We start from the raw sequence: 24,453 nt of genomic DNA, 5'->3' as shown, positions 1-24,453 counted from the left end.
CCGGGCCAAAGTGTCACGGTGACACGAGCCGTGGGCGACAGGGCGGAAGTGTCACTGACCGCGCGAAGGGTCACGGTGACACTTTGGGACTGTCACCGTGACCCTTCCCGCGCGTGGCCCCCTGGGCCTGGTGGCCGTCAGATGAGGCTCATGCCCTTCTCGAGCACGACGCGGAGGATCTGCTCCATCTCGTCGAAGTGGGACTGGTCGCAGATGAGCGGGGGAGAGACCTGGATGACCGGGTCGCCGCGGTCGTCGGCGCGGCAGTAGAGGCCCTCGTCGAAGAGCGCCTGGGACAGGAAGCCGCGGAGGAGCTTCTCGGACTCCTCGTCGCTGAAGGTCTCCTTGGTGGCCTTGTCCTTCACGAGCTCGATGCCGTAGAAGAAGCCGTCGCCGCGGACGTCGCCGACGATGTCGAGGTCGAGCAGCTTCTCCAGCGTGGCGCGGAAGTCGCCCTCGCGCTCGCGCACGCCCTCGAGGATCCGCTCCTCCTCGAAGATCTGCAGGTTGCGGAGCCCGACGGCCGCCGACACGGGGTGACCGCCGAAGGTGTAGCCGTGGTAGAAGGTGTTGGTCCCCTCCAGGAACGGCTGCATGAGACGGTCGGTGGCGATCATCGCGCCCAGCGGGGAGTAGCCCGAGGTCAGCCCCTTGGCGCTGGTGATGATGTCGGGCTGGTAGCCGTAGCGCTCCGAGCCGAACATGTGGCCCAGTCGGCCGTAGGCGCAGATGACCTCGTCGGAGACGAGCAGGACGTCGTACTCGTCGCAGATCTCGCGCACCCGCTGGAAGTAGCCCGGAGGCGGCGGGAAGCAGCCGCCGGAGTTCTGGACCGGCTCGAGGAAGACGGCGGCGACGGTGTCGGGACCCTCGTTCTCGATCGCGACGGCGATCTGGTCCGCGGCCCAGCGCCCGAACGCCTCCGGGTCGCTGCCGTCGAGGAAGCCCCCGGTGATCTCGGCGGCCCGGTAGAGGTTGGTGTTGGGCACCCGGAACGTCGAGGGGACCAGTGGCTCGAACTGCTTCTTGATGTCGGCGAGGCCGGTGATCGAGAGCGCGCCCTGGGTGGTGCCGTGGTAGGCGATCGAGCGGCTGATGACCTTGTGCTTCATCGGCTTGCCGGTGAGCTTGAAGTAGTTCTTCGCCAGCTTCCACGCCGTCTCGACGGCCTCGCCGCCGCCGGAGGTGAAGAAGACCCGGTTGAGGTCGCCGGGGGCGTACGACGCGACCTTCTCGGCCAGCTCGATCGCGGCCGGGTGGGCGTAGGACCACAGCGGCATGAAGGCGAGCTCCTTGGCCTGCGCGGCCGCGGTCTCGGCGAGCTCGGTGCGCCCGTGGCCGAGCTGGCTCACGAAGAGACCACCGAGCGCGTCGAGGTAGCGCTTGCCGTGGGCGTCGTAGATGTAGGGGCCCTCACCGCGGACGATGATCGGCACGTCGTGCGACCCGTAGACCGAGTGGCGCGTGAAGTGCATCCACAGGTGCTCCTTGGCCGCCCGCTGCAGGTGGTCGTAGTCCAGGCTCATGTGCCCATGATCCCTGGCGACTAGCAACAAATGCAAGTGAATCCGCGGCGACGTCGCAAAATCGCAACGGAATCCGTTGTGACACGGGTGTTACGCGGTACTGATAGGAATCAGCCATGACGACCACGGTGTTCCGCAACGGCTCCCTCTTCGACGGCTGGCGCTACCGGGGCCGGGTCGGCGCCGTCGTCGTACGCGACGGCCGGATCGAGGCGGTGACCGACGAGCCCGCGGGAGGCCCCGCCGACCGGGTCGTCGACCTCGACGGCGGCCTGCTCACCCCCGGTTTCGTCGACGCGCACGTCCACGCCGTCCAGGGTGGCCTCGAACGGATTCGCTGCGACCTCTCCGAGCTGGAGACCCGGGAGGAGTACCTCGCCGCGGTGAAGGCGTACGCCGACACGCACCCCGGGCTGCCCTGGATCCTCGGCGGGGGCTGGTCGATGGCCGCCTTCCCCGGCGGCACCCCGACCTGTGAGGACCTCGACAGCGTCGTGCCGGACCGGCCGGTCTTCCTGCCCAACCGTGATCACCACGGCGCCTGGGTCAACAGCCGCGCGCTCGAGCTGGCGGGGATCAGCCGCGACTCCCCGGACCCCGACGACGGGTACGCCGAGCGGGACGCCGACGGCCGCCCGACGGGCACGCTCCACGAGGGCGCGATGGGGGCCGTCGCACGGCTGGTGCCCGCGACCACCGCTGACGAGCTGCGCGCGGGCCTGCTCGCCGGCCAGTCCTACCTCCACTCGGTCGGGGTGACCGGCTGGCAGGACGCGATCATCGGCGCGTACGCCGGGATCGACGACCCCGGCCCGACCTATGCGGCCGCGGCGAGCAGCGGCGACCTGACGGCGTACGTCGTCGGGGCGCTGTGGTGGGACCGCAACCGGGGCCTCGAGCAGATCCCCGACCTGCTCGCACGGCGGGCCGACTACACGGCGGGGAGGTTCCGCGCGACCAGCGTGAAGGTCATGCAGGACGGCGTCGCCGAGAACGGCACGGCGTCGCTGCTCGAGCCCTACCTCGACCGCTGTGGCCACCCGACCCGCAACAGCGGCCACTCCTTCGTCGACCTCGCGATGCTCGCCGCGGCGGTGCCGGCGCTGGACGCCGAGGGGTTCCAGGTGCACGTCCACGCCATCGGCGACCGCGGCGTACGCGAGGCGCTCGACGCGTTCGAGCGGCTGGCCGACCCGTCTGCCGGACGTCACCACATCGCCCACCTGCAGCTCGTCCACCCCGACGATGTCGCGCGCTTCGGGCGGCTCGGCGTGGCTGCGAACATCCAGGCGTTGTGGGCGGCGTACGAGGAGCAGATGACGGAGCTGACCATCCCGGTCCTCGGCGAGGAGCGGGCGCGGTGGCAGTACCCCTTCGCCGGCCTCGCCGCCGGTGGCGCGCGGCTGGTCGCCGGTAGCGACTGGCCGGTGACCAGCCCGGACCCGTGGGAGGCAGTCCACGTGGCAGTGAACCGGATCGCGCCCGGCGAGGACGAGCCGCCGTTCCTGCCGGAGCAGGCGCTCACCCTCGAGGCGGCGCTGGCGGCGTACACCTCCGGGAGCGCGTGGGTGAACCACCGCGACGACGCCGGCACGATCGAACCGGGCAGGGCGGCCGATCTCGTGGTCCACGACCGGGACCCGTTCGCCGGGCCGGCGGCGGCGATCGCAGAGACGACGGTGGTGTCCACCTGGGTCGACGGGCATCCCGTCTACGGGGCCTGAAGCGGGCCGAAATGCCCGCGTAATCGGATCGTTGCAACGGATTCCGCTGTGTGGCGTCACCGGGCCTACAGATTCCGTTGGATACCGTCTAGGCTCCGGGACATGGCCGACCAGACCTTCAAGAACGTCATCAACGGCGAGCTCGTCGACTCCGCCTCCGGCGCGACGTACGACGTCGTCGACCCCGCGACCGGCGAGGTGTACGCCCACGCCCCGCTGTCCGGACCCGAGGACGTCGACCGGGCGTACGCCGCTGCCGCGACCGCCTTCGAGACCTGGGGCGAGACCACCCCGCGCGAGCGCTCCGAGGCGCTGCTGAAGCTCGCCGACGCGATGGAGGCGCGCATCGAGGAGCTCACCCGGGTCGAGGTCAAGGACACCGGCAAGCCGTACGCGATGACCCTGAGCGAGGAGCTGCCGCCGACCATCGACCACTTCCGGTTCTTCGCCGGCGCGGCCCGCATCCTCGAGGGACGGTCCGCGGGCGAGTACCTCGCCGACCACACCAGCTGGGTCCGGCGCGAGCCGATCGGCGTCGTCGGCCAGGTGACGCCGTGGAACTACCCCCTCGCCATGATGTCGTGGAAGATCGCGCCCGCCCTCGCCGCCGGCAACACCGTGGTGGTCAAGCCGTCGGACACGACCCCCGCGAGCAGCACCCTGCTCGCCGAGCTCGCCCAGGAGTTCCTCCCGCCGGGCGTCCTCAACGTCATCACCGGCGACCGTGACACCGGCCGCGCGCTGGTCGCCCACAAGACCCCGCAGATGGTCGCGATCACCGGCTCGGTCCGGGCCGGCATGGAGGTGGCCGCGTCGGCGGCGCAGGACGTCAAGCGGGTCCACCTCGAGCTCGGCGGAAAGGCGCCGGTCATCGTCTTCGACGACGCGGACATCGAGAAGGCCGCGGCCGGGATCGCCGAGGCGGGGTACTTCAACGCCGGCCAGGACTGCACCGCCGCCACCCGCGTGCTCGTGCAGGCGGGCGTCCACGACGAGTTCGTCGCCGCCCTCGCCGAGGCCGCCAAGGCGACGAGGACGGGCCTGCCCGACGACGAGGACGCCTTCTTCGGCGCGCTCAACAACCCCGACCAGCTCGCCCGGGTCAAGGGCATGGTCGACCGGCTCCCGGACCACGCGACCGTCGCGACCGGCGGTGACCTCGCGAGAGTCCCCGGCGGCGAGGGCGGCTACTTCTACCAGCCGACGGTCCTCGCCGGCCTGCAGCAGGACGACGAGCAGATCCAGCACGAGATCTTCGGGCCGGTCATCACCGCGCAGAGGTTCACCGACGAGGCCGAGGCGCTGCGTTGGGCCAACGGCGTGGAGTACGGCCTCGGCTCGAGCGTGTGGACCAGGGACCACGGCACCGCGCTGCGGGTCTCGAAGCGGCTCGACTTCGGTGTCGTCTGGATCAACACCCACATCCCGTACATGTCCGAGATGCCGCACGGCGGGTTCAAGCACTCCGGCTACGGCAAGGACCTGTCGGTCTACGGCTTCGAGGACTACACCCGGATCAAGCATGTGATGTCCTACTACGGCGAGTAGAGACGTTTCCGACATCGAAATTCGCCGTTTCGTGACCCTGCCACCGATGAATCCGAACCGGGGGTCGGCTAACTTGCCGCGCATGTCCGCCGCCATCGCGCTCACCGGATTGAGCAAGCACTACGGCGAGGTGCGCGCCGTCGACGGCCTCGACCTGGAGATCGCCGACGGCGAGTTCTTCTCGATGCTCGGCCCGTCCGGCTCCGGCAAGACCACCGTCCTCCGGCTCGTCGCCGGCTTCGAGCAGCCCACCGCCGGGGTGATCGAGCTGGCCGGCGAGGACGTGACCCGGCGGCCGGCCCACAAGCGGGACGTCAACACGGTCTTCCAGGACTATGCGATCTTCCCGCACCTCTCCGTACGCCAGAACGTCGAGTACGGCCTGCGGGTCAAGAAGGTGCCGAAGGCGGAGCGGCGGGAGCGGGCTGAGGAGGCGCTCGCGACCGTCCGCCTCGAGGGGTACGGCGACCGGCGGCCGCACCAGCTCTCCGGCGGCCAGCGGCAGCGGGTCGCGCTGGCCCGGGCCCTGGTCAACCGGCCGCGGGTGCTGCTCCTCGACGAGCCGCTCGGCGCCCTCGACCTGCAGCTGCGCAAGCAGATGCAGCTCGAGCTGAAGCAGATCCAGCGCGAGGTCGGCATCACCTTCGTGTTCGTCACCCACGACCAGGAGGAGGCGCTCACGATGAGCGACCGGATCGCGGTCTTCCGCGACGGCCGCATCGAGCAGCTCGCCACTCCGCGGGAGCTCTACGAACAGCCCGCGAGCGCGTTCGTGGCCGGCTTCGTCGGCACCTCCAACCTGATCGAAGGCGACGCGGCCGAGAAGCTGGTGGGGGAGGCGGGCACCTTCGTGATCCGCCCCGAGCGGCTCCGGCTCGCGGCCGAGGACGCGGCACCCGGCGACGGGGAGACGGCGGCCGCCGGCGTCGTACGCGAGGTCGTCTACCTCGGCGCCAGCACCCACACCGTCGTCGAGCTCGACGCCGGCCCGACGCTCACCGCGTCCCACCCCAACACGGAGACCGCCGACGCCGCGCTGGAGCGGCGCGGCACCCGGGTCGCCGTCGTCTGGCGCCGCGAGCAGCTGGCGTCGCTCGCCGGCACTGACGCAGGTCCGCCCACGGATTCGCAGGGAGCGCTCGGGCTCCCGGAGATGGAGGAATGATGAGGAGTTCGATCGCCCGGCTGGGTGCCGTGGTGGCGGCCGGCGTACTCGCGCTGAGCGGGTGCGGCAGCAGCGGGGGAGACTCGGGCACGAGCACGCCCGGCACGAAGGGGTTCACCCCGCCGGACGTGCCGATGGCGAAGTCGCTCGGGAAGAACGAGGGGTCCGTCGACATCCTGGCCTGGCCGGGCTATGCCGAGGACGGCTCCAACGACAAGACCGTCGACTGGGTGACGCCGTTCGAGAAGCAGACCGGCTGCCAGGCGAACGTGAAGTACTTCGGCACCTCCGACGAGGCCGTGCAGCTGATGAAGACCGGCCAGTACGACGTCGTGTCGGCCTCCGGGGACGCCTCGCTGCGGCTCATCGCGTCCGGGGACGTCGCGCCGGTCAACACCGACCTGTTGAAGAACTACAAGGACATCGAGCCGTTCCTCAAGGACCGCGACTGGAACTCCGTGGACGGGCAGATGTACGGCGTCCCGCACGGGTGGGGCGCGAACCTGCTGATGTACAACAAGAACGTCGTCAAGCCCGCCCCGACCAGCTGGGGCGCGGTCTTCGACGACGCGTCGAAGTACCAGGGCAAGGTCACGGCGTACGACTCGCCGATCTACATCGCCGACGCCGCGCTCTACCTGATGAAGACCCAGCCGGACCTCGGGATCAAGAACCCGTACGCGCTCGACCAGGACCAGCTCGACGCCGCCGTCGACCTGCTCAAGAAGCAGAAGGAGAACGTCAGCGAGTACTGGTCGGACTACCTCAAGGAGGTCGAGTCCTTCCAGTCCGGCGACTCGGTCATCGGCACCACCTGGGAGGTCATCAAGCAGGTCGCCCAGGGCGAGAAGGTGCCCGTCGACGCGATCCTGCCGAAGGAGGGCTCGACCGGCTGGTCGGACACCTGGATGATCTCCTCGCAGGCGAAGCACCCCAACTGCGCCTACGCGTGGATGGACTACATCACCTCACCGAAGGCGCAGGCCGCCGTCGCGCAGTACTTCGGCGAGGCGCCGGCGAACGGCAAGGCCTGCGCGATCACGGGCAAGAAGTTCTGCGCCGACTACCACGTCACCGACGCGTCGTACGCCGACAGGATCTGGTACTGGACCACGCCGATCAGCCAGTGCCTCGACGGGCGTACCGACGTGGAGTGCACCGACTACGGCGACTGGACGCAGGCCTGGACCGAGATCAAGGGCTGAGACGTGACCCTGTCGTCGGCCGGACGTCGCGACGCGCTGCGGGCGGGCCTCCTCCTCACGCCACCGATGCTGTGGCTGGGGGTGGCCTACCTCGCGGCGCTCGCGACGCTCTTCATGACGTCGCTGTGGATGCAGGACGACTTCACCGGCGACATCGTGAAGGTGTGGACGACGGAGAACTTCCACGACCTGCTGACCATCCCTGTCTACCGCACCATCGCGCTGCGGACGCTGGGGATCGCGCTGGTCGTCACGGTCGTCGATGCCGCGCTGGCCGTGCCTATCGGGCTCTACATGGCGAAGGTGGCCTCGCCGCGGGCGCAGCGCTGGCTCGTCATCGCCGTCCTGATGCCGCTGTGGGCGTCGTACCTCGTCAAGGCGTACGCCTGGCGCGGCATCTTCGCCTCCGACGGGCTGCTGTCCTGGATCGCGTCGCCGTTCGGCGCAGGCACGCCGGGCTACGGGCTGGTCGCCACGACCGTCACGCTGGCCTACCTGTGGCTGCCCTACATGATCCTGCCGGTGTACGCCGGCCTGGAGCGCCTTCCGGGGAGCCTGCTCGAGGCATCGGCGGATCTCGGCGCAGGCTCGTGGACGACGCTGCGGCGGGTGGTCCTCCCGGTCGTCTTCCCGGCCGTCGTCGCGGGGTCGATCTTCACGTTCTCGCTGACGCTGGGCGACTACATCGCCGTCCGGATCGTCGGCGGGACCTCGCAGCTCCTCGGCAACGTCGTCTACGACAACCAGGGGACCGCCAACAACCTGCCGTTCGCCGCGGCGGTCGCGACCGTCCCGGTCGTCGTCATGTTGCTCTATCTCGCCGCGGTGCGGCGTACGGGAGCTCTGGAGAACCTGTGACGCTCTCACCCGGTCTGCGCCGGCTGCTGCTCGCGACGACGGTCGTCGTGCTGGTCGTGGTCTACGTGCCGCTGCTGCTGGTGCTGCTCAACTCCTTCAACACCGCGAAGACGTTCGCGTGGCCGCCGTCGGGGCTGACGCTGCACTGGTGGGGCCAGGCGTGGCACAGCTCCGGCGTACGCCAGGCGCTGTGGCACAGCGTCGAGGTCGCCGTCCTCGCCACGGTGATCGCGCTCGTCCTGGGGACGCTCGCGGCGATGGGGCTGCGGCGCACCCGCTTCTTCGGCCGCAACGTGATCTCGCTGCTCATCATCCTGCCGATCGCGCTGCCCGGGATCGTGACCGGCCTGGCACTGCAGAACGCGTTCCGCACCATCCTCGGCGTGCAGCTCTCGCTCTTCACGCTCGTGGTCGCGCACGCGACGTTCTGCATCGTCACCGTCTTCAACAACGTGCAGGCGCGCTTCGCGCGGCTCGGGAGCGGCTACGAGCAGGCCTCCGCCGACCTCGGGGCGGGACCGTTCACGACGTTCCGGCTGGTCACCTTCCCGATGCTGCGCTCGGCGCTGCTCGCCGGCGCATTGCTCTCCTTCGGGCTCTCCTTCGACGAGATCGTCGTGACCACCTTCACCGCCGACAACGCCCACCAGACGCTGCCGCTGTGGATCTTCAACAACTACTTCCGGCCCAACTCGGCGCCGGTCGTCAACGTGGTCGCCGCGGTCCTCGTGCTGCTCTCGGCGGTCCCCATCTGGTTGGCGCAGCGGCTCTCGGGCGGCGAGTCCGTCTCCCATTGAGTCGCCAGTTCTGACCGCTCGAGTCGCGGGTTGTGGCGTGTCGAGTCGGGGGTTCCGGCTCCGACGTACCTCCGACACCGACCCAGGAGGACGCGATGACCGCCCACCACCCGTTCCTGCTCGAGAGCCTGGCCTGGAAGCGCGCACACGTGCTCGACGCGCTCGCCGGGCTCGACGAGGAGGCCCTGAACACGTCGTACGTCGCCTCCGGCTGGACGCCGCTCGACCTGGTCCGGCACCTGACCGTCGACGTCGAGCGCTACTGGTTCCGGGCCGTCGTGGCCGGCGAGCCCGAGGCCGTGGCGTTCGCCGCTGGTGACGGCACCGGCTGGCGGCAGGCCGCTCCGGTGTCGTACGACGACGTGGCGGCCGCCTATCGCGAGGAGGCCGCCCGCTCGGACGAGATCATCGCCTTGCGCGCGCCGGATGCGCCGATCGCCTGGGAGGCCGGCTCGAGCTGGCCCGGGGCGCCGCGCGACCTGGCGGACGTACTGGTGCACGTGCTCACCGAGACCGCTACGCACGCCGGGCACCTGGACATCGTCAGGGAGCTCGCTGACGGCCGGCAGTACCTCGTCGTGCACCCCTGACCGGGGCCGCAACCCCCGACTGAACGAGCCACAACCCCTGACTCGACGGGCCACAACCCCCGACTCGACGGTCAGGCGGTCGCGGCGAAGGCCTCCGCAACCACGTCGAAGGCCTCCTCGAGGAGGTCGTCGCCGATCGAGAGCGGCGGGAGGAAGCGGAAGACGTTGCCCCAGGTGCCGCAGGTGAGGACGACGACGCCCCGGCTGTGGCAGTAGGCCGCGACGGCCGCCGTACGCGCGGCGTCGGGCTGGGTGGTGCCCGGGACACAGAGCTCGATCGCCATCATCGCGCCACGGCCGCGGACCTCGGCGATGACGTCGTAGTCGGCCCTCAGCTTGTCGAGCCGGGTCTGCATGATCGCGCCGATCTCTCGGGCGCGGGCGGCGAGGTCGTGGGTGCGCATCTCCTCGATCGAGCCGAGGGCCGCGGCGCAGGCGACCGGGTTGCCGCCGTACGTCCCGCCGAGGCCGCCGCCGTGGACGGCGTCCATGATCTCGGCGTGGCCGGTGACGGCGGCGAGCGGGAGGCCGCCCGCGATGCCCTTGGCGGTGGTGACCAGGTCGGGGACGACGCCCTCGTGGTCGACGGCGAACCAGTCGCCGGTTCGGCAGAAGCCGGCCTGGATCTCGTCGGCGACGAAGACGACGCCGTTCGCGCGGCACCACTCGGCGACGGCGGGCAGGAAGCCGTCGGCCGGGACGATGAAGCCGCCCTCGCCCTGGATCGGCTCGATGACGACGCAGGCGACCTGGTCGCCGCCGACCTGCTTCTCGATGACGTCGATCGCGCGGGCCGCCGCCTCGGCGCCGGAGAGTCCGCCGTCGTGGAGCGGGTACGACATCGGGGCGCGGTAGACCTCGCCCGCGAACGGCCCGAAGCCGTGCTTGTAGGGCATCTGCTTGGCGGTCATCGCCATCGTGAGGTTCGTGCGCCCGTGGTAGGCGTGGTCGAAGACGACGACCGCGTCGCGGCCGGTGTGGACGCGGGCGATCTTCACGGCGTTCTCGACCGCCTCGGCACCGGAGTTGAACAGCGCCGACTTCTTCGGGTGGTCGCCGGGGGTGAGCTCGGCGAGCGCCTCGCAGACGTCCACGTAGCCGTCGTACGGCGTCACCATGAAGCAGGTGTGGGTGAACGCGTCGAGCTGCGCCTTGGCCCGCTCGACGACCTTCTCCGCCGCGTTGCCGACGGTGGTCACGGCGATGCCGGAGCCGAGGTCGATGAGGCTGTTGCCGTCGGCGTCGAGAAGCACGCCGCCGCCGGCCGCGGTCACGAACACGGGCAGCGTCGTCCCGACGCCGTCGGCGACGTACGTCTTCTTGCGCTCGAGCACCGCCCGGGACGCGGGGCCCGGGATCTCGGTGACGAGGTTGCGCTGCTGGGGGAGGGACGGCCCGCCGACGATCTCGGTCATGCGGCAAGACTAGGACCCGCGGGACGCGCCGCGCACCGGCCCCACCCCAACTGGGAGGATGGGGCCGTGAGAGACGTCGTGATCCTCGGGTCGACCGGCTCGATCGGCACCCAGGCCCTCGAGCTCGTACGCCGCAACCCGGGCCGCTTCCGGGTGGTCGGGCTGACCGCTGGAGGCTCCAACCAGCGGCTCTTCGAGCAGCAGGTCGCGGAGTTCCGGCCGGCGTTCTCCGGGCTGGGGGAGGCCGCCTCCGTCGAGGCCGCAGGACAGCCGGCCGACGTCGTGCTCAACGGCATCACCGGCGCCGTCGGCCTGCGGCCGACCCTCGCGGCCCTCGAGGCCGGCAACACGCTGGCGCTCGCCAACAAGGAGTCCCTCATCATCGGCGGCCCGATCGTCACTCGGGTGGCCAAGCCCGGCCAGATCGTGCCGGTCGACTCCGAGCACAGCGCGATCGCGCAGAGCCTGCGCGCCGGAGGCTCTGCAGAGGTACGCCGGCTGGTCGTGACCGCCAGCGGCGGGCCGTTCCGCGGGCGGACCCGCGCGGAGCTCGACGGGGTCACCCCCGCCGAGGCGCTCGCCCACCCCAACTTCGCGATGGGCCGGGTGATCACGACCAACTCGGCGACCCTGGTCAACAAGGGGCTCGAGGTGATCGAGGCGCACCTGCTCTTCGATCTCCCCTTCGACCGGATCGACGTGGTGGTGCACCCGCAGCAGTACATCCACTCGATGGTCGAGTTCCACGACGGCGCCGTCGTCGCCCAGCTCGGACTGCCGACGATGATGGTCCCGATCGCGATGGGGCTCGCCTGGCCCGACCGGATCCCCGACGCGGAGACGCCGATCGACTGGTCGAAGGCCTCCGACTGGCGCTTCGAGCCGCTGGACGACGAGGCCTTCCCCGCCGTACGCCTCGCCCGGCTGGTGGGGGAGCGGGGAGCGACCTACCCGGCCGTCTACAACGCCGCCAACGAGGTCTGCGTCGACGCCTTCCACGACGGGCGGCTGCCGTTCACCGGGATCGTCGACACCGTCGCGGCCGTGGTCGACCGCCACGTTGGGGCCCGGGACGTAGGCTCTGCCGCGCACGACCTCACCGTCGAGGACGTGCTCGCCGCCGACGCGTGGGCGCGCGAGGAGACGACCCGACTGCTGGAGACCACTGCATGACCGCCCTGCTCTACCTCCTCGGCGTCGTGATGTTCGTGATCGGGGTCGCTGTCTCGGTCGGGCTGCACGAGCTCGGCCACCTGATCCCCGGCAAGCTCTACGACGTCAAGGTCACGCAGTACTTCATCGGCTTCGGCCGGACGCTGTGGTCCAAGCGCAAGGGCGAGACCGAGTACGGCGTCAAGGCGATCCCGCTCGGCGGCTACGTCAAGCTCGTCGGGATGATCCCGCCCGGCAAGGGCGAGGACCCCTCGAAGGTCCGCAGCCGCAACACCGGCATGTTCGCCCAGCTCGTCGACGACGCCCGCAGCGCCGAGTACGAGCACGTCGGCCCGCACGACCACGACCGGCTCTTCTACAAGCTGCCGTGGTGGAAGCGGATCGTCGTGATGGGCTCGGGCGTGACCATCAACCTGGTCCTCGCCTTCGTCCTCTTCGCGATCGTCTTCATGGGCTACGGCGTCAACGTCCCGCAGACGTCCGTCGGCGCGGTCTATAAATGCGTCAAGGTCGTCCACAGCGGCGAGGACGCCGGCTCCTGCACCAGCAAGGACCCGGAGTCGCCGGCCCACGCGATGGGGCTGAAGCCCGGGGACCGGATCGTCTCCTTCAACGGCCGCCGGATCTCGTCGTACGACGAGCTGCAGTCGGCGATCCGCGCCAACGAGGACGCCTCGGCGACGCTCGGCGTCGTACGCGACGGCAAGGAGCTCACCCTCCACGCCAACACCGTCGTCAACACGCTGCCCTCGCTCGACGACTCGGAGAAGTCGGTGAGGGCGGGCTATCTCGGGATCTCGCCGACCACCGAGCGGGAGCGGCAGGGGCCGGGCTACGTCGTCAGCACCATGGTCGACGGCACCTGGGCCACGCTGAAGGCGATCGGCTCGCTGCCGCCGAAGGTCTACCACGTCGCCCGGGCCGCGGTCGGCCTCGAGGAGCGCGACCCCAACGGCCCGCAGAGCGTCGTCGGCGCCGGCCGGGTCGCCGGAGAGCTGGCCTCCGAGCACGAGGCCCCACTCGCCGCGCGGTTCTTCTCGATCCTGCTCATCCTGGCCGGGCTCAACCTCTTCCTCGGCCTGCTCAACCTCGTCCCGCTGCCGCCGTTCGACGGGGGCCAGATCGCGACCACGCTCTACGAGGTCGTACGCCGGCGCCTCGCCCGGCTGCGCGGGCGGCCGGACCCGGGCGGCGTCGACGCCGCCAAGCTGCTGCCGGTCACCTACGCCATGGCAGCGGTGATCCTGGTCGTGAGCGTGATCCTCATCTATGCCGACCTCGTCGTACCGATTCACCTGTCGTCCAACTGAGAGGACTAACCTGCAAGCATGACTGCGATCTCCTTGGGGATGCCCGCTGCGCCGCCGCCCGTCCTGGCCCCGCGTCGTCCGACGCGCCAGATCCAGGTCGGGACCGTCGGGGTCGGCAGCGACCACCCGATCTCGGTGCAGTCGATGACGACGACGCTCACCGCCGACGTCAACAGCACCCTGCAGCAGATCGCCGAGCTGACCGCCGCGGGCTGTGACATCGTCCGGGTGGCCTGCCCGAGCCAGGACGACGCCGACGCGCTCCCGGCGATCGCGCAGAAGTCGCAGATCCCGGTCATCGCCGACATCCACTTCCAGCCGAAGTACGTCTTCCAGGCGATCGAGGCGGGCTGCGCGGCGGTCCGGGTCAACCCGGGCAACATCAAGAGGTTCGACGACCAGGTCAAGGAGATCGCGCAGGCCGCGAAGGACCACGGCACCGCGATCCGGATCGGCGTCAACGCCGGCTCGCTCGACAAGCGGCTGATGGAGAAGTACGGCAAGGCCACCCCCGAGGCGCTGGTCGAGTCGGCCATCTGGGAGGCCTCGCTCTTCGAGGAGCACGACTTCCACGACTTCAAGATCTCGGTCAAGCACAACGACCCGGTCGTGATGGTGCGGGCCTACGAGCTGCTCGCCGAGAAGGGCGACTGGCCGCTCCACCTCGGTGTCACCGAGGCCGGTCCGGCCTTCCAGGGCACGATCAAGTCCGCCACCGCCTTCGGCGCACTGCTCTCGCGGGGCATCGGCGACACCATCCGGGTCTCGCTCTCGGCGCCGCCGGTCGAGGAGGTCAAGGTCGGCCTGCAGATCCTGGAGTCGCTCAACCTGCGGCCACGCCGCCTCGAGATCGTCTCCTGCCCGTCCTGCGGCCGGGCCCAGGTCGACGTCTACAAGCTCGCCAACGAGGTGACCGCCGGTCTCGACGGCCTCGAGGTACCGCTCCGCGTGGCAGTCATGGGCTGCGTCGTCAACGGCCCGGGCGAGGCCCGCGAGGCCGACCTCGGTGTCGCCTCCGGCAACGGCAAGGGCCAGATCTTCGTCAAGGGCGAGGTCATCAAGACCGTGCCCGAGTCGGCCATCGTCGAGACGCTCATCGAGGAGGCGTTGAAGATCGCCGAGGGCATGGAGCCCACCGAGGGCGCCGCCGCCGAGGTCAGCGTCTCCTGAGCCGCTCCGCGGGGCGGCCATTCGTCAAGGTATGCAGGCGAACGCGCACTCCCCACGCGGAACTCCGCCAGGGGAGTGCGCACCCGGCTGCATCCCTTGACGAACATGCACGTCCGGCCGCCGCGCCGACACCGTAGGCTCGTCCCATGCTCACGACGCGCCAGGGGATCCGGCCGCTGAACGCCGCCGATCTCCCGGCCTTCCTGGAGCTCACCGCACGCGATCCGGTCGTCAACGTCTTCGCCGAGTACCGCGCCCGCACGACCAGCCTCGAGCCGCGCTGGCTGGGCGGGGAGATGTGGGGACGCTGGGACGGCGGTGAGCTGGTCGCGGCCTGCCACGTCGGCGCCAACCTGGTGCCGGTGCAGGCCGACCGGGAGGACGCCGTCGCGTTCGGCGAGCGGGCGCTGGGCCGCGGCCGGACGGTCTCGACGATCGTCGGCCCGCAGGGTCCGGTGCGCGCGTTCTGGGACGTCGTCGGCTCCTCCTGGGGACGGCCGCGCGACATCCGCTGGGAGCAGCCCCACCTGGAGCAGCAGCTGGCCAGCCAGGTCGACCCCGATCCGTGCGTACGCCGTACGACCCGGGAGGACCTCGAGCTCCTCTACCCGGCCTGCGTGGCGATGTACACCGAGGAGGTCGGCGTCTCGCCCGAGTGGGGAGGCGGCAGCGACCTCTACCGCGCCCGCGTGATGCAGCTGATCTCCCGCGGCTGGTCGTTCGCCCGCTTCGACGACGGCGAGCTGGTGTTCAAGGCCGAGGTCGCCTGTGCCACGCCGTCCGCCGCGCAGATCCAGGGCGTCTTCGTCCCGCCGGACCGCCGCGGCCAGGGGCTCGCGGCGAGCGGCATGGCCGCGGTCGCCGAGATCGTACGACGGGAGATCGCACCCGCCGTCTCGCTCTACGTCAACGAGTGGAACGCCCCCGCCCGGCGGGCCTACGAGCGGGCCGGCTTCGTCGAGACGAGTCGGTTCTCGACAGTCATGTTCTGAGCCGTGTCCTGAATCCGCATCTGGTTCGCGGGCCGTCCGGGGCCCGCCGTAACCTTCTCCCATGACCGCACAGCTCGCCCGGATGTCGACCCTGTTCCTCCGGACCCTGCGCGAGGACCCGGCCGACGCCGAGGTCGCCAGCCACCGGCTGCTCGTCCGCGCGGGCTACATCCGCCGTGCCGCTCCGGGCATCTACACCTGGCTGCCGCTGGGCCTGCGGGTCCTGCGCAAGGTCGAGGGGATCGTCCGCGAGGAGATGGCCGCGATCGGCGCCCAGGAGGTCTCCTTCCCGGTGCTGCTGCCGCGCGAGCCCTACGAGGCGACCGGCCGCTGGACGGAGTACGGCGACGGCATCTTCCGGCTCAAGGACCGCAAGGACGCCGACTACCTCCTCGGCCCGACGCACGAGGAGATGTTCACCCTCCTCGTGAAGGACCTCTACGGCTCCTACAAGGACCTGCCGCTGTCGATCTACCAGATCCAGAACAAGTACCGCGACGAGGCCCGCCCCCGCGCCGGGCTGCTGCGCGGCCGCGAGTTCATCATGAAGGACTCCTACTCCTTCGACTACACCGACGACGGCCTCGACAAGAGCTACCAGGCCCATCGCGACGCCTACGTCCGGATCTTCGACAAGCTCGGCTTCGAGTACGTCATCGTCTACGCCCACGCCGGTGCGATGGGCGGCTCCAAGTCGGAGGAGTTCCTCGCCAAGTCGCCGATCGGCGAGGACACCTACGTCGAGTGCAGGGCCTGCGGCTACGCCGCCAACGTCGAGGCGGTCAGGATCCCGGCCCCCGACCCCGTCCCGTACGACGACGCCCCGGCCGCCCACGCCGAGAACACCCCCGACACCCCGACGATCGAGACCCTCGTCGACCACCTCAACGCGGCCTTCCCGCGCGAGGACCGCCCCTGGCACGCGAGCGACACCCTCAAGAACGTCGTCTTCATGCTCACCCACCCCGACGGCACCACTGAGCCGCTCGCGATCGGCGTCCCCGGCGACCGCGAGATCGACGAGAAGCGGCTCGAGGCGGCGGTCTACCCGGCCGAGTTCGCCCCGTTCACCGAGCAGGACTTCGCCCGCTACCCGATGCTCGCGAAGGGCTACATCGGGCCCGGTGCGCTCGGGGAGACCAGCGAGTCGAAGATCCGCTTCCTCCTCGACCCGCGCATCGTCGAGGGCACCCGCTGGGTCACCGGCGCCGACGAGCCCGGAAGGCACGTCCTCGACCTCGTCGCCGGCCGCGACTTCACGGGCGACGGCACCATCGAGGCAGCCGAGGTGTGGCCGGGCGACCCCTGCCCCAACGGCGACGGCGTCCTCGAGACCGCCCGCGGGATCGAGATGGCCCACGTCTTCCAGCTCGGCCGCAAGTACGCCGACACCTTCGGCCTGCAGGTCCTCGACGAGAACGGCAAGCTCGTGACCGTCACCATGGGCTCCTACGGCCTCGGTGTCACCCGGGCGGTGGCGGCGATCGCCGAGGGCACGCTGGACGACATCGGCCTGTGCTGGCCGCGCGACGTGGCGCCGTACGACGTCCACCTCGTGGCGACCGGCAAGGACCAAGCCGTCTTCGAGGCGGCCGCGAGGCTCGCCGACGACCTCGTCGCCGCGGGCATCGAGGTGCTCTACGACGACCGCGAGAAGGTCAGCCCCGGCGTGAAGTTCAAGGATGCCGAGCTGATCGGCGTCCCGACGATCGTCACGGTCGGACGCGGCCTCGTCGACGGCAACGTCGAGGTGAAGGACCGCCGCACCGGCGACCGCACCGACGTGCCGCTCGCCGACGCCGTGAGCAGCATCGGCGCTATCGTCCGCGCATGACCTCCGGGCGGATCCTCGACCGCGTCCTCGCGCAGCGGGTGATGACGGCCGAGGAGGCCGTCACGTTCATCTCGCCGGGCAACACGGTCGGGATCAGCGGCTTCACCGGTGCCGGCTACCCGAAGGCGGTGCCGAGCGCGCTGGCGGTCGAGATGACCTCGTCGTACGCGCGCGGCGAGGCCTTCCGTGTCCAGGTCTGGTCCGGCGCGTCGACCGCTCCGGACCTCGATGGCGTCCTGGCCGGCTCCCACGGGGTCAGCAAGCGGATCCCGTACCAGTCCGACCCCACCCTGCGCCGCCAGATCAACGACGGCGAGGTCGAGTACGTCGACGTCCACCTGTCCCACGCCGCGCAGCACACCTGGTTCGGGTTCTACGGCGACCTCGACGTCGCGGTCGTCGAGGTCGCGGCGGTGCTGCCCAACGGGCTGCTCGTCCCGAGCAGCAGCGTCGGCAACAACAAGACCTGGCTCGAGCACGCCGAGCGGGTGATCCTCGAGGTCAACAGCTGGCAGCCGCGCGAGTTCGAGGGCTTCCACGACGTCTACTACGGCACCCGGCTGCCTCCGCAGCGTGCGCCGATCCAGCTCACCTCGCCGCTGCAGCGGATCGGCGACCCCTATCTCCGGGTCGACCCTGCCAAGGTGGTCGCCGTCGTCGAGACCGACCACCCCGACCGCAACAGCCCGCTGGCGCCGATCGACGACCACAGCCGGGCGATGGCCGAGCAGCTCGTCGACTTCCTCCGCCACGAGATCCGTCGCGGCCGGATGCCGAAGAACCTCCTGCCGCTGCAGTCGGGCGTCGGGAACGTGGCGAACGCCGTCATGGACGGGCTGCGGCAGAGCGAGTTCGAGCAGATGACGTCCTACACCGAGACCATCCAGGACGGTCTCCTCGACCTCCTCGACGCGGGCAAGCTGACCGGGGTCTCGGCCACCTCGTTCGGGCTGTCGCCCGACGGCGTACGCCGGTTCAACGAGAACGTCAACGACTACAAGGGCCGGATCCTGCTGCGCAGCCAGGAGATCTCCAACCACCCCGAGGTCGTACGCCGGCTCGGCATCATCGCGATCAACGGGATGATCGAGGCCGACATCTACGGCAACGTCAATTCGACCCATGTCGCCGGCAGCTCGATCATGAACGGCATCGGCGGCAGCGGCGACTTCGCCCGCAACGCCTACCTCAACTTCTTCGTCTCGCCCTCGACCGCCCGCAACGGCGCGATCTCCGCGATCGTGCCGTTCGCCAGCCACGTCGACCACACCGAGCACGACGTCCAGGTCCTCATCACCGAGCAGGGCCTCGCCGACCTCCGCGGGCTCTCGCCGCGGGCCCGGGCACGCCGGATCATCGACCACTGTGCCCACCCGGACTTCCGGGACCGGCTCGAGGACTACTTCCAGCGCGCGCAGAAGGCCCACCCGCACGGCCTGCACACCCCGCACCTCCTCGACGAGGCGTTCTCCTGGCACCTCTCCTACCTCGACACCGGCCACATGTGAATCCGGTGCGCGTCTGTCGGCGGCGTGGCCTAGGGTCGCGGGCATGGCGATCGACGCGGTCATCTTCGACTGGGGCGGCACCCTCACCCGCTGGCACGACGTGGACTTCCATGCGGAGTCGCTGGCCCTCGCCGAGGCGGTGAGGGGCGCCTGCGACGACGACCATCCGGTCAACGCCGCCCGCCTCCACGAGGCCGGCGCCGCCGTCTGGGGGCGCTCACGCGACCACCAGGAGAGCGCCACGATCGGCGACCTGTTCACCGAGGCCGGGCTGGAGCACGATCCCGACCTGCTCACCGCCTACTACGAGTTCTGGGTGCCCCACACCGAGACCGACGCCGACGTGCGGCCGATGTGGGAGGCGCTGCGGGCCGACGGCGTCAGGGTCGGCGTGCTGTCCAACACCATCTGGCCGCGCGAGTGGCACCGCGGCTTCTTCGCCCGCGACGGCGTCGAGCACCTCATCGACGGTGACGTCTACACCTCGGAGGTGCCGTGGACGAAGCCCTCGGAGAAGGCGTTCCGGGCGGCGATGGACGCGGTGGGCGCCACCGATCCGTCGCGCTGCGTCTACGTCGGCGACCGGCTCTTCGACGACGTCTGGGGGTCCCAGCACGCCGGCCTGCGCGCGATCCACGTCCCGCACAGCAACATCCCGGCCGAGCAGGTCGGCCACTCCGAGGGCATCCCGGACGCGGTCGCCCACCGCCTCGCCGACGTCCTCGGGATCGTGCGCGCCTGGGGCTGAGACCGGCACCCCAGCAGGGGCTGGAATGCAGGTTTATGCAATGCACAACCATGAGCCAGCGTTTCGCTGGCGCCCCTGGAACGGCCCGTTGCAGACTTATGCACGAGAACGAACCCCGTCGGTCCCCACTTTCGAGGCGGAGTTCTCAGCAACGGCCTCGTGTCCAGGCCTTCCAGCCCGCGAGCCGACCCGGTTTCGGGGAACATCTCGGGAGTTCCCCGCACCGGGCGGCTCGCGGGCCCATTCTTTTTCGGCCTCGTTTCTAACCTGCGCCGCCCGCCCTTGTCCCGGGTCGTTCTACCCCTTCGTGCCGGGAAAGGTCTCGGGACCTCCGCCGAACGACAGCTCGCGCACGGCGGCGTCGCCCAGGGCCGTGACGAGGAACCGCCGGAGCTCACCGGCGACCGCGGGCACCGCGTCGAGATAGGTCGCCGCGCAGCTGCGCTCGATCGCCAGCGCGGCGCGGCGCACGCCCGCGGCGGAGTCGATGCCGTGCGGCAGGTCGTACGCCGCCGCCGAGCCGACCGGGTCCGCGCCGGCGGCCACCACGTGCTCGACCAGCGCGTCCCGCGCGGCGACGTGGTCGTCGTACGCCGCCTGGAGGGACGCCGCCAGGTCGGGCTGGTCGCCGCGCGACGTACGCCCGCCGAGGACGCCGTAGAGGTAGACGGCCGCGTGCTCTGAGGCGAGTGCCCTCTGCAGCGCGGAGATCCCGCTCATGCAAGCCCCCGGGCGCGGAGCAGCTGGCGCTGGGCGGCGGCCATCGAGGCGAACAGCCGCACAAGGTCGGCGTCCCGCGCGGTGACCGCGGCGTCCTCGAAGGTGGCGACGAGCCCCTTCTCGAGCGGCTGCCAGCGCTGCTTCCCCGACTGGAGGGTCGCGGCCTTGGTGTCGGGGTAGCGCCGGAGCTGCCGTTTGCGCAGCTTCGTGAACGGAGGCGGGGCGAGGTCGTCGGCGGACAGGAACGCCGACGCGACCCGCGACGCGAGCCTCAGGTCGGCATTGCCAGGCGCCGCCGGCGTCGACGGCGTCGGCGCCTTCAGCGAGTCCACGGTCGACTCCACCGAGCAGCCGGCCAGCCCAGTCGCGGCGGCCAGGCCGGTGAGGCCGAGCGCCGTACGCCGGGAGAGCGGGCCGGGCGACTGCTGGAGCACGGACCAGACCCTAAGGCATCGCCCCGGGGCCGCTGCCGAAGCCCGGAACGCAGCGGTTCGAAAGCGGAGATCTTCCGCTTCTTTTCGATCCCTTGACCATCCGGGTTGCGGAGTGACACGTTTCACAGCACCCGTAACGCGGTGGAAACGTACGGGCCCAGTCGTGTGAACGGAACGTGCGTGGGAGGTGCGATGGCCGGTCTCGACGAGTTCGAACGGGAGCAGGCGATCCTCCTCGCGCTGGAGTCAGCGGGCCGCGTCCAGGTCAACGAGCTGGCAAGCAGGTTCGGCGTCTCGGCCGTCACGGTCCGCAAGGACCTCGACGCCCTCGAGCGGCGCTCGCTGCTCCGGCGGATCCGCGGCGGCGCCGTCAGCGCCGGCAACGCCGACGAGGGCGCCTGGGGGATGCGGGTGCGCCACGGCGTCGAGGCCAAGCAGGCCATCGCGCGAGCCGTCGCGCCGCTGGTCGTCAACGGCGACGTGATCGCGCTGGACTCCTCGACGACCGGCTACCACCTCGCCCGCGAGCTGCTGGACCGGCGCAACCTGGTCGTCGTCACCAACGGCCTGCGCACGGCCCAGCTCTTCATGCAGGAGAGCACCGCGATGGTGCTGATGCCCGGCGGCATCCTGCGCCGCTCCTCGGAGTCGATGGTCGGCCCGATCGGTGACCTGCTGGCCGGGCGCGGCCGGATCGACAAGGGCTTCTTCGGGCTGGTTGGCCTCTCCACCACGCTCGGCCTGCTCGAGGTGAGCGTCGACGAGGCGCACACCAAGTCGTTCATCGCCGGCGTCTGCAACGAGGTCTACGGCCTCTTCGACTCCTCGAAGGCGACCCGGTTCGCCGTCCACCCGTTCGTGCCGGTCGAGCGGGTCACGGCGCTCTACACCGACGCCGGCATCTCGTCCGACTTCGTCGCCGAGTGGAGCCGCGCCGGGGTGGAGACCCGGGTCGCATCGGCCTCGGAGACCACCAGCGCCGCCGAGGCGGCCGACGCCACCGTTCGCCCGATCCGGCGGGACCGCGCATGAGCGCCCGGACCGTCGCAGCCGTCGACCTCGGCGCCGAGAGCGGCCGCGTCGCAGCGGTCTCCTTCGACGGCGAGCGGCTCGAGCTCGAGGTGGTCCACCGGTTCCCTCACACGACGCGGGTCGAGGACGGCATCCTCCGGTGGGACATCGACACCCTGTGGCGGGGCGTCCGCGACGGGCTTGCCCTCCTCGACGCGCGGGAGACGCCGGTCGACGCCGTCGGGGTCGACGCCTGGGGCGTCGACTACGGCCTGTTCGGCCGCGACGGCCGGCTCGTCGACACCCCGACCTGCTACCGCGACGCTCGCAACGTCGGGGCGATGCGGCAGGCGCTCACGCTGGTCGCTCCGGCCGAGCTGTACGCCGCGACCGGGGTGCAGCTCATCCCGATCAACACGCTCTTTTCGCTGTTCTCCGACGTACGCGACCATCCCGGCCGGATCGCTGCCGCCGACTCGCTGCTGATGATGCCGGACGTCTTCCATCACCTGCTGTCGGGCAGCACCGCGACCGAGTACACCGCCGCCTCCACGACCGGCGCCCTCGACATGCGCACCGGCACGTGGGCGTGGGACGTGCTCGACCGCCTCGGCATCCCGAGCCGCATCCTGCCCGAGGTGGTCGCCCCCGGCACGGACGTGGGCCCGCTGCGGAGCTCGTACGCCGGCGCCCTGGCGGGCGCGCGCGTCATCGTGCCGCCGGCCCACGACACCGCGAGCGCGGTGGTCGGCACGCCGTTCCGGCAGCCCGGCGAGCTCTTCGTCTCCTCGGGCACCTGGTCGCTGGTGGGAGTGGAGCGCGGCGACGCGGTCGTCACCGACGGGTCGCGGCGGGCCAACCTCACCAACGAGGGCGGGTACGCCGGCACCATCCGGCTGCTGCGCAACGTGATGGGGCTGTGGATCCTGCAGAACTGCCGCCGGCAGTGGGCGAGCGAGGGCGTCGAGCTGGACTACCCGCAGATCGCGGCGCTGGCCGCCCAGGAGCCGGGGCTGGCGAGCATCGTCAACCCCGACGCGGAGGTCTTCCTCGCGCCCGGCGACATGCCGGCGCGGATCCGGGACTACTGCCGCGCGACCGGCCAGCCCGTGCCCGACGGCGTCGGCGCGGTCGCCCGGTGCGTCATCGACTCGCTGGCGCTCGGCTACCGCAGCGTCGCCGAGGACATCGCCCGGGTCACCGGCACACCGCCGCCCGCGATCGGGATCGTCGGCGGCGGGTCGAGCCACGCGCTGCTCTCGCAGCTCACCGCCGACGCCACCGGGTTGCCCGTGCGCTGCGGCCCGGTCGAGGCGACGGCGCTCGGCAACGCCGCCGTACAGCTGGCGGCGCTCGGGGAGCTCGGCGGCCTCGACGACATCCGGCGGGTGATCGCCGCCTCGACGCGGCTGGCCGAGCACGAGCCGCGGCCCGGCGGCGACTGGGACGCCGCCGCGGATCGCTTCGCCGAGCTCGTCCACGCCGACCTTGCCGCCACCGGCCTCGCAGGGGCCGCGCCGGCCTGACCACGACACACGACACACGACACACGACGTACGACGGCGACCGGGCGCCGAGCAGCACGGCACAACTCGATCAGCAGGAGAAGGACCCACCAGGACGGTCCGCCGGCACAGGAGCCGGACGGGCCCGCGGGGAATCAGGAGAGGAACATGCGCAGAACCAGAAAGACCTCGGCCCTCATCGCCCTCGGTCTCGTGGCCGCGGTCGCGGTGACGGGATGCAGCAAGAAGGGCTCGGGCTCGAGCGCGTCCCAAGGCGGCGGCGACACCTACACCGTCGCGTTCGTGCCCAAGCTCCAGGGCATCCCGTACTTCGAGGCGATGAACGCCGGCGGCAAGCAGGCCGAGGAGGACCTCGGCAACGTCAAGTGGCTCTACCAGGGCCCGACCACCGCGGACGCCGCCCAGCAGGCCCAGATCGTCCGGTCCTACATCCAGCAGAAGGTCGACACCCTCGTCGTCGCGCCCAACGACCCCGACTCGATGGCACCCGTCCTGCAGCAGGCGAAGTCCGCCGGCATCCACGTGATGACCTCCGACACCGACGCGCCCGACTCCGTCCGGGAGGCGTTCGTGAGCCAGGCGTCCACCGAGGGCATCGGCGAGGCGCTGACCGACGAGCTGATGAAGGCGATGGGCGGCAAGGGCAAGTACGCCATCGTCTCCTGCGGCGAGACCGCGGAGAACCTGAACTCGTGGATCGCGGTGCAGAAGAAGTACGCCGCGAAGAAGTACCCCGACGCCCAGCTCGTCGGCATCGTGTACGCCGGCGAGGACCAGGCCAAGTCGACCCAGATGGCCACCGATCTGATGAACGCCCACCCCGACCTCAAGGGGCTCGTCGGCGAGTGCACGTCCTCGGCGCCGGGCGTCGCGCAGGCGGTCAAGGACGCCGGGAAGATCGGCAAGGTCTTCACCGTCGGTCTCGGCACGCCGCAGTCGATGAAGCCCTACCTCGAGAGCGGGGCCTCGTCCGGCTCGATCCTGTGGGACGTCGAGAAGCTCGGCTACCTCACCGCCTGGGCCGGCGGCCAGCTCGCCGCAGGCAAGAGCCTCGAGCCCACCGACGAGCTCAAGGCCAAGATCCCGGACGTCAGCTGGGACGCGTCGTCGAAGACGCTGCTCCTCGGTCCGCCGCTGGAGATCACCAAGAAGAACGTCGACCAGTTCAACTACTGACCGCTCGCGGGGTGGCGCCGTCG

General features: G+C 70.8%; 21 protein-coding genes. 17 read left to right on the top strand and 4 right to left on the bottom strand.

Features of this window, described 5'->3' with window-relative positions; translation table 11 throughout:
* Positions 1–137: 137 nt before the first annotated feature.
* The gene (locus ABLE53_RS01820; RefSeq protein WP_348856842.1) at positions 138–1,526 is read right to left on the bottom strand and encodes an aspartate aminotransferase family protein; all 1,389 of its coding nucleotides are present in this window, start codon (positions 1,524–1,526) and stop codon (positions 138–140) included.
* 116 nt (positions 1,527–1,642) lie between these two features.
* Between ABLE53_RS01820 and ABLE53_RS01815 the strand changes: the two genes are divergently transcribed.
* The 7 genes from ABLE53_RS01815 to ABLE53_RS01785 all read left to right on the top strand — a co-directional run bounded on the left by ABLE53_RS01815 (position 1,643) and on the right by ABLE53_RS01785 (position 9,413).
* Positions 1,643–3,250, top strand: coding sequence for an amidohydrolase (locus ABLE53_RS01815; RefSeq protein ID WP_348856840.1), 1,608 nt, complete (start codon positions 1,643–1,645; stop codon positions 3,248–3,250).
* Between the two features lie 102 nt (positions 3,251–3,352).
* Positions 3,353–4,798 carry a gamma-aminobutyraldehyde dehydrogenase gene (locus ABLE53_RS01810; RefSeq protein WP_348856838.1) on the top strand — a complete coding sequence of 482 codons (1,446 nt, stop codon included), beginning with the start codon at positions 3,353–3,355 and terminating at the stop codon, positions 4,796–4,798.
* 82 nt (positions 4,799–4,880) lie between these two features.
* Complete coding sequence (locus ABLE53_RS01805) at positions 4,881–5,963, top strand: ABC transporter ATP-binding protein (protein ID WP_348856836.1); 1,083 nt, start codon at positions 4,881–4,883, stop codon at positions 5,961–5,963.
* On the top strand, positions 5,963–7,168 hold the full coding sequence (locus ABLE53_RS01800; RefSeq protein ID WP_348856835.1) for an ABC transporter substrate-binding protein: 1,206 nt from the start codon (positions 5,963–5,965) through the stop codon (positions 7,166–7,168). Before ABLE53_RS01805 ends, ABLE53_RS01800 begins: the two co-directional genes overlap by 1 nt.
* A 3-nt stretch (positions 7,169–7,171) precedes the next feature.
* Positions 7,172–8,026, top strand: coding sequence for an ABC transporter permease (locus tag ABLE53_RS01795; protein ID WP_348856834.1), 855 nt, complete (start codon positions 7,172–7,174; stop codon positions 8,024–8,026).
* Complete coding sequence (locus ABLE53_RS01790; RefSeq protein WP_348856833.1) at positions 8,023–8,823, top strand: ABC transporter permease; 801 nt, start codon at positions 8,023–8,025, stop codon at positions 8,821–8,823. The genes ABLE53_RS01795 and ABLE53_RS01790 overlap by 4 nt, the downstream gene beginning before the upstream one ends.
* A 95-nt stretch (positions 8,824–8,918) precedes the next feature.
* On the top strand, positions 8,919–9,413 hold the full coding sequence (locus ABLE53_RS01785) for a mycothiol transferase (protein ID WP_348856832.1): 495 nt from the start codon (positions 8,919–8,921) through the stop codon (positions 9,411–9,413).
* Between the two features lie 71 nt (positions 9,414–9,484).
* On the opposite strand, the gene gabT is transcribed toward ABLE53_RS01785, so the two are convergent.
* Positions 9,485–10,828 (bottom strand): 4-aminobutyrate--2-oxoglutarate transaminase, encoded by a 1,344-nt coding sequence (gene gabT / locus ABLE53_RS01780; protein WP_348856831.1) that lies wholly within the window; start codon positions 10,826–10,828, stop codon positions 9,485–9,487.
* A gap of 66 nt (positions 10,829–10,894) precedes the next feature.
* Here gabT and ABLE53_RS01775 point away from each other — a divergent pair, with 66 nt between their 5' ends.
* The 7 genes from ABLE53_RS01775 to ABLE53_RS01745 all read left to right on the top strand — a co-directional run bounded on the left by ABLE53_RS01775 (position 10,895) and on the right by ABLE53_RS01745 (position 19,563).
* The gene (locus tag ABLE53_RS01775) at positions 10,895–12,001 is read left to right on the top strand and encodes a 1-deoxy-D-xylulose-5-phosphate reductoisomerase (protein WP_348856830.1); all 1,107 of its coding nucleotides are present in this window, start codon (positions 10,895–10,897) and stop codon (positions 11,999–12,001) included.
* Positions 11,998–13,311 carry a M50 family metallopeptidase gene (locus ABLE53_RS01770; protein WP_348856829.1) on the top strand — a complete coding sequence of 438 codons (1,314 nt, stop codon included), beginning with the start codon at positions 11,998–12,000 and terminating at the stop codon, positions 13,309–13,311. The genes ABLE53_RS01775 and ABLE53_RS01770 overlap by 4 nt, the downstream gene beginning before the upstream one ends.
* Before the next feature lie 18 nt (positions 13,312–13,329).
* A complete protein-coding gene (gene ispG / locus ABLE53_RS01765) occupies positions 13,330–14,481 on the top strand; it encodes a flavodoxin-dependent (E)-4-hydroxy-3-methylbut-2-enyl-diphosphate synthase (RefSeq protein ID WP_348856828.1) in 1,152 nt (383 codons plus the stop codon).
* 146 nt (positions 14,482–14,627) lie between these two features.
* The gene (locus ABLE53_RS01760; RefSeq protein WP_348856827.1) at positions 14,628–15,473 is read left to right on the top strand and encodes a GNAT family N-acetyltransferase; all 846 of its coding nucleotides are present in this window, start codon (positions 14,628–14,630) and stop codon (positions 15,471–15,473) included.
* Positions 15,474–15,555: 82 nt separating this feature from the next.
* A complete protein-coding gene (locus tag ABLE53_RS01755) occupies positions 15,556–17,307 on the top strand; it encodes a proline--tRNA ligase (RefSeq protein WP_348857754.1) in 1,752 nt (583 codons plus the stop codon).
* Entirely contained in the window at positions 17,304–18,815 is a 1,512-nt protein-coding gene (scpC, locus tag ABLE53_RS01750) for a succinyl-CoA:acetate CoA-transferase ScpC (protein ID WP_348856826.1), read from the top strand. The genes ABLE53_RS01755 and scpC overlap by 4 nt, the downstream gene beginning before the upstream one ends.
* Before the next feature lie 43 nt (positions 18,816–18,858).
* On the top strand, positions 18,859–19,563 hold the full coding sequence (locus ABLE53_RS01745) for an HAD family hydrolase (protein ID WP_348856825.1): 705 nt from the start codon (positions 18,859–18,861) through the stop codon (positions 19,561–19,563).
* 297 nt (positions 19,564–19,860) lie between these two features.
* Here the strand turns inward: ABLE53_RS01745 and ABLE53_RS01740 are convergent, their stop codons facing one another.
* Together ABLE53_RS01740 and ABLE53_RS01735 are read right to left on the bottom strand one after the other, a co-directional pair.
* Positions 19,861–20,283 carry a ferritin-like domain-containing protein gene (locus ABLE53_RS01740; RefSeq protein ID WP_348856824.1) on the bottom strand — a complete coding sequence of 141 codons (423 nt, stop codon included), beginning with the start codon at positions 20,281–20,283 and terminating at the stop codon, positions 19,861–19,863.
* Positions 20,280–20,717, bottom strand: coding sequence for a hypothetical protein (locus tag ABLE53_RS01735; protein WP_348856823.1), 438 nt, complete (start codon positions 20,715–20,717; stop codon positions 20,280–20,282). The genes ABLE53_RS01740 and ABLE53_RS01735 overlap by 4 nt, the downstream gene beginning before the upstream one ends.
* A gap of 192 nt (positions 20,718–20,909) precedes the next feature.
* Between ABLE53_RS01735 and ABLE53_RS01730 the strand changes: the two genes are divergently transcribed.
* The 3 genes from ABLE53_RS01730 (at position 20,910) to ABLE53_RS01720 (ending at position 24,430) form a co-directional block, all read left to right on the top strand.
* A complete protein-coding gene (locus ABLE53_RS01730) occupies positions 20,910–21,749 on the top strand; it encodes a DeoR/GlpR family DNA-binding transcription regulator (protein WP_348856822.1) in 840 nt (279 codons plus the stop codon).
* Positions 21,746–23,254, top strand: coding sequence for a rhamnulokinase (locus ABLE53_RS01725; RefSeq protein WP_348856821.1), 1,509 nt, complete (start codon positions 21,746–21,748; stop codon positions 23,252–23,254). The genes ABLE53_RS01730 and ABLE53_RS01725 overlap by 4 nt, the downstream gene beginning before the upstream one ends.
* A gap of 147 nt (positions 23,255–23,401) precedes the next feature.
* Positions 23,402–24,430, top strand: a complete 1,029-nt coding sequence (locus ABLE53_RS01720) for an autoinducer 2 ABC transporter substrate-binding protein (RefSeq protein WP_348856820.1) — start codon at positions 23,402–23,404, stop codon at positions 24,428–24,430.
* Positions 24,431–24,453 lie beyond the last annotated feature (23 nt).

The organism is Nocardioides asiaticus (assembly GCF_040049175.1).
GTDB classification, from domain to species: Bacteria; Actinomycetota; Actinomycetes; order Propionibacteriales; family Nocardioidaceae; genus Nocardioides; species Nocardioides cheoyonin.
The sequence above is the reverse complement of the archived record's forward strand: the minus strand, read 5'-3'. Positions and strand labels throughout refer to the sequence as shown.

Excerpts from the sequence above, each read along its gene's own strand:
- ABLE53_RS01820 (WP_348856842.1), bottom strand. The coding sequence starts at position 1,526 with ATGAGCCTGGACTACGACCACCTGCAGCGGGCGGCCAAGGAGCACCTG.
- ABLE53_RS01815 (WP_348856840.1), top strand. The coding sequence starts at position 1,643 with ATGACGACCACGGTGTTCCGCAACGGCTCCCTCTTCGACGGCTGGCGC.
- ABLE53_RS01810 (WP_348856838.1), top strand. The coding sequence starts at position 3,353 with ATGGCCGACCAGACCTTCAAGAACGTCATCAACGGCGAGCTCGTCGAC.
- ABLE53_RS01805 (WP_348856836.1), top strand. The coding sequence starts at position 4,881 with ATGTCCGCCGCCATCGCGCTCACCGGATTGAGCAAGCACTACGGCGAG.
- ABLE53_RS01800 (WP_348856835.1), top strand. The coding sequence starts at position 5,963 with ATGAGGAGTTCGATCGCCCGGCTGGGTGCCGTGGTGGCGGCCGGCGTA.
- ABLE53_RS01785 (WP_348856832.1), top strand. The coding sequence starts at position 8,919 with ATGACCGCCCACCACCCGTTCCTGCTCGAGAGCCTGGCCTGGAAGCGC.
- gabT (WP_348856831.1), bottom strand. The coding sequence starts at position 10,828 with ATGACCGAGATCGTCGGCGGGCCGTCCCTCCCCCAGCAGCGCAACCTC.
- ABLE53_RS01770 (WP_348856829.1), top strand. The coding sequence starts at position 11,998 with ATGACCGCCCTGCTCTACCTCCTCGGCGTCGTGATGTTCGTGATCGGG.
- ispG (WP_348856828.1), top strand. The coding sequence starts at position 13,330 with ATGACTGCGATCTCCTTGGGGATGCCCGCTGCGCCGCCGCCCGTCCTG.
- ABLE53_RS01760 (WP_348856827.1), top strand. The coding sequence starts at position 14,628 with ATGCTCACGACGCGCCAGGGGATCCGGCCGCTGAACGCCGCCGATCTC.
- ABLE53_RS01755 (WP_348857754.1), top strand. The coding sequence starts at position 15,556 with ATGTCGACCCTGTTCCTCCGGACCCTGCGCGAGGACCCGGCCGACGCC.
- scpC (WP_348856826.1), top strand. The coding sequence starts at position 17,304 with ATGACCTCCGGGCGGATCCTCGACCGCGTCCTCGCGCAGCGGGTGATG.
- ABLE53_RS01745 (WP_348856825.1), top strand. The coding sequence starts at position 18,859 with ATGGCGATCGACGCGGTCATCTTCGACTGGGGCGGCACCCTCACCCGC.
- ABLE53_RS01740 (WP_348856824.1), bottom strand. The coding sequence starts at position 20,283 with ATGAGCGGGATCTCCGCGCTGCAGAGGGCACTCGCCTCAGAGCACGCG.
- ABLE53_RS01730 (WP_348856822.1), top strand. The coding sequence starts at position 20,910 with ATGGCCGGTCTCGACGAGTTCGAACGGGAGCAGGCGATCCTCCTCGCG.
- ABLE53_RS01725 (WP_348856821.1), top strand. The coding sequence starts at position 21,746 with ATGAGCGCCCGGACCGTCGCAGCCGTCGACCTCGGCGCCGAGAGCGGC.
- ABLE53_RS01720 (WP_348856820.1), top strand. The coding sequence starts at position 23,402 with ATGCGCAGAACCAGAAAGACCTCGGCCCTCATCGCCCTCGGTCTCGTG.